The organism is uncultured Porphyromonas sp., from assembly GCF_934359325.1.
In the GTDB taxonomy this organism is placed as follows: domain Bacteria; phylum Bacteroidota; class Bacteroidia; order Bacteroidales; family Porphyromonadaceae; genus Porphyromonas_A.
In genome coordinates, this window is record NZ_CAKRLH010000162.1 from 1 (window position 1) to 3882 (window position 3882).

The following is a 3882-nucleotide window of genomic DNA, read 5'->3' on the forward strand; positions in this document are numbered from 1 at the left end:
GCAGCGCTCATCGCCCCCTTCGGCATCGAGGGGATCCTCTCCGGCTACGGCGACCGACCCTACTTCGATGCGCCGGTTTTGGTCTGGGTGATACGGCTACTCTCGGTCGTGCTCTTTGTCCCGACACTTGCCGTGAGCTGTAGGCGGTACCACGACGTGGGTCTCCCGGCGTGGCTCTTCTGGATCCTCCGGGGGACGACACTCGCCTGGGCGGCTGTCGTGTCGCTGAAGTACGGTGCGGAGGACCTCGGGAGCTCCCTCTTCCGTCTGCTCTCCATTATCGCAGGGATAGTCCTCCTCGTCGACCTGGTGATTCACCTCCTACCGGGACAGAGGGGAGCCAATAAGTATGGTCCCGATCCTCGGCAGAGCCTGCAGCCGAAGACCGAATGAGTAGCGGGAAATAACTGTAATCTATGACCGGACCCGACAGCCAGACACTGCTCTGCGCATGCCCTCGAGGGGCGAAGCGGGGTAGGGAACGTCTCGCTCTCAGCCGGGGGCGGTCCTGTCACCCATCACAGACTACCGGCGAGAGATAGGAACGCACAGTATGAGACGGTCGAGAAGAAGGGGGAAGAGGATCCGGCAGGAGCCACATACGGTACGGGTGACGGTACTCTTCTCCGAGAGCCAGATGGAGATCATCGAGCGGTACCTCAGACGCCATCCCGGTTGGTCGAGATCCGACTTCGTGCGGCGATGTGTTATGGAGCGGATCGTGGGCGATGCGACGAAGCACCGCCCTTCTCTCTTTGACGATGATGAGGACGGAGAGGAGTGGCGCCGGTAGAGGCTTTCGGCTCCTTCTCCTGATCGGTCTGATGAGCCTTGGCGTGCGGGTGGCGGCGCAGGAGAGTCTCTCCTCTGAGGCGATACTTGCGCTGATCGAGGACGACGAGACACGGCAGAGGGCGGCAGAGGAGCTGGAGCGACTGGAGCTCCACCCACTGGACCTCAATACCGCCACGGCAGACGACCTGGCACGCGTACCGCTCTTGGATCCCTTCTTTATCCGAAACTTCCTCCTCTACCGCTCTCAGAGAGAGCGGCTGGACTCGGTCTATGATCTCAAGGAGGTGCAGGGCGCCGAGCTTCATCTCCTGTCGCTCCTATTCCCCTATCTCACTGTGGGGGAGGCGGACGGTCGTCCTGTGAGACCCCGGCGTGAGCATGCGGTCGGCTCGCTCTACAGGGCGGGGTCGGCGTCGTTGCTGATCCGCTCGGTGGGGGACAATGGGCAGCATCTCGACTGGGCTATGGTGGGGGAGACCGACAGGGGAGAGCCCTTCCGTCCCCTGAGGGAGGGCGTGATGGATCATCTCACTGGTACACTCAGGTACCGAGACAGCCGGACGGAAGTTCTGCTCGGCGACTTCCGCCTCACCACGGGTCGCGGACTGCTGATGGGTCAGGGGCGCTCCTTCTACTCCTCCTCGATCTATGGGACCGGCATCCCGCAGCGGGTCACCCGAGAGCTGCGGCCGCACCGCTCGGCGCGAGAGTATGACTATCTGCGAGGGCTTGCCGTGGAGCGGAGGCTGGGAGCGGTGGAGGTGATCCTCTTCGGCGGGTATGAGCCGATCGATGCGCGGATTGAGGGGCAGAGGCTGGCGACACTCTACAGGACCGGACTCCACAGGGACGCCACCTCTCTCCGTCACCGGCATACGGCACGTCGGGAGGTGGTCGGGGGCTACCTCTCTTACGAGGGGGAGAGTGGTCATCTCGGCATCACCGGACTGACCTACCGACATCGGTCGGAGGACGGACGCCCTCTCCTGCCGCCTCTTCGCTACCCCGACGAGATGATCCTGAGGGAAGTGTCCGTGGATGGATGCCGGATGGGGGAGAGGGTGATCGCATCAGGTGAGGTGACGCTGGCACCGGGGGAGCGAAGGGCTGCCGAGGGAAGTCTGTCCTATCTGGATGAGATGGTGGGGGCGCTGACGGTATCGGGGCGCTACTTCGGGAAGGGACGCTACTCCCCCTACGGATCCGGTGACGGACACTACGCCTCGGGACGGGACGAGTGGGGCTATCGGCTACAGTGGAGCGGGGAGGTGGCGCGGTACGTCAGCGGGACGGTGGTGGCGGATCGGTTTCGCCGCACCGACGCCGGCTCTCCGGCGGGGACGATGCTCCTGATGAGACTCGGCAGGAGCAGCTACCGGGGCTCTTCGCTCCTGACACTCCGCTGGCTGAGCGTGCCGGCGAGACCGCGCCGGCTGTCGCTTCGCTACGGTACCGACAGGGTGCACGGGACGAAGTGGTCCACCCGCGGGGAGGTACAGCTACTCCACACCGAGGGAGAGGGACTCGGTGGATCGGTGAGGGGAAGGATCCGCTACGATGATCAGAAGTCACTCCTTGCCGAGGGCGACCTGAGGCTCTACCGACTGCGGAGCGGGCAGATGATCCTCAGCGGTCTCCCCTGGATGCCGTACCTCTATGGCGGATCGATGCTCCGCGGGAAGGGAGTGCAGCTGTCGGGACGTGTGAGGTGGCGCATCGGGGCGCATGTTACCCTCCACGGTCGCCTCGCTCTGACGCTCGATGACCTGCGCAGGCCGGATGCCGCCCTTGCTCTCACTTATCGCCTCTGACACCCGATATTGGATTTTAGACAGCGGCGATAATTGTGTAAATTTGCACTGTTGTATGAGCATGAGAAATTACTTCGACAGCCTCCCCGAGGATATCGCCGGCATCTCCGACCGCATCGATCAACTGATGGGGGAGACGCTGGAGAGCGACTCGCCCTCGCTGCGCCACGCAGTGGAGCTTTTCCGTCGTCATCCGGGTAAGAGACTTCGTCCGATGCTGATGGGCATTATTGCCTCGGCTTTTGGCGAGATCTCCGATCGTGTCGTGCAAGGCGGGACCTTCATCGAGATGATCCATGTCGCGACGCTGATCCACGATGATGTGATCGACGATAGCGACACGCGCCGCGGTACCAAGGCACTCCATGTGCTCTTTGGCAACCGTAAGGCGGTGCTGATGGGGGACTATATCCTCTCTAAGGCTATCCTCCTTGCCGTGGAGCTGAAGGAGCCACTCGTGCTCGAGATCCTGAGCCACGTGGGCGAGTCACTCACGGAGGGCGAGCTGATGCAGGACGATGCATCACAGCTGGCTGAGACGAGTGAAGAGTGGTACTACGACATCATCCGTCGCAAGACCGCCTCCCTACTGGCCGCCTCTGCCACCCTCGGGGCGATCCTCGCCGGCAGGAAGGACGAGGAGACTACGCTCGAGATCAGCGAGGCGACGCTGAGGCTGGGGATGGCTTTCCAGATCCGGGACGACATATTTGACTACCTCCCCACACCGGAGCTCGGCAAGCCCGCCGGCAACGATCTGCGGGAGCACAAGGTGACCCTGCCCCTTATCTATGCCCTGGAGCACAGTGGGCGCAAGGGGGAGCGCGCTCGCCGGATGCTGCGTCAGAGCGAGCTGAGTGACGAGGACATACGCTCCCTGACCGACTTTGCCATAGAGTGCGGCGGCATCGACTACGCTGAGCAACAGATGCATCGCCTCCTGAGTGAGGCGAAGGAGCACTACGCCCGGGTGATCCCCGAGGGGCGTAGCCTCGACCTGCTCTACCGGCTCTGTGACTACATCGCTGAGCGAGAGAAGTAAACGGCTTATTTTTTCACAAGATAATTAGAGATAAAGTATGAGAAGATTAGTACTGGTACGCCACGGACAGAGTGAGTGGAACCTGGAGAATCGCTTCACCGGCTGGACCGATGTGGACCTGACGGAGAAGGGTATCGAGGAGGCTGCCGCTGCCGGTAAGACGCTGAAGGAGAATGGATTTCACTTCACCCTCGCCTACACCAGCTACCTCAAGCGTGCCATCAAGACCCTAAA

General features: G+C 62.3%; 5 protein-coding genes. All 5 read left to right on the plus strand.

From position 1 onward, the window contains the following. Window positions 1-393, plus strand: a 393-nt coding sequence (locus Q0F21_RS06195) for a DUF805 domain-containing protein (RefSeq protein ID WP_297238357.1), incomplete at its 5' end; no start/stop codon positions are given. A gap of 160 nt (window positions 394-553) precedes the next feature. Continuing rightward, window positions 554-793 carry a hypothetical protein gene (locus Q0F21_RS06200; RefSeq protein ID WP_297238359.1) on the plus strand — a complete coding sequence of 80 codons (240 nt, stop codon included), beginning with the start codon at window positions 554-556 and terminating at the stop codon, window positions 791-793. After that, window positions 765-2606 carry a helix-hairpin-helix domain-containing protein gene (locus Q0F21_RS06205; RefSeq protein WP_297238361.1) on the plus strand — a complete coding sequence of 614 codons (1842 nt, stop codon included), beginning with the start codon at window positions 765-767 and terminating at the stop codon, window positions 2604-2606. Before Q0F21_RS06200 ends, Q0F21_RS06205 begins: the two co-directional genes overlap by 29 nt. 55 nt (window positions 2607-2661) lie before the next feature. After that, a complete protein-coding gene (locus Q0F21_RS06210; RefSeq protein ID WP_297238363.1) occupies window positions 2662-3648 on the plus strand; it encodes a polyprenyl synthetase family protein in 987 nt (328 codons plus the stop codon). A gap of 37 nt (window positions 3649-3685) precedes the next feature. After that, window positions 3686-3882 (plus strand): 2,3-bisphosphoglycerate-dependent phosphoglycerate mutase (locus tag Q0F21_RS06215; protein ID WP_297238365.1); only part of this gene is annotated, 197 nt, incomplete at its 3' end.

Bases quoted from the DNA above. Each gene is read 5' to 3' on its own strand.
- Q0F21_RS06200 (WP_297238359.1), top strand. From the start codon at position 554: ATGAGACGGTCGAGAAGAAGGGGGAAGAGGATCCGGCAGGAGCCACAT.
- Q0F21_RS06205 (WP_297238361.1), top strand. From the start codon at position 765: ATGAGGACGGAGAGGAGTGGCGCCGGTAGAGGCTTTCGGCTCCTTCTC.
- Q0F21_RS06210 (WP_297238363.1), top strand. From the start codon at position 2,662: ATGAGCATGAGAAATTACTTCGACAGCCTCCCCGAGGATATCGCCGGC.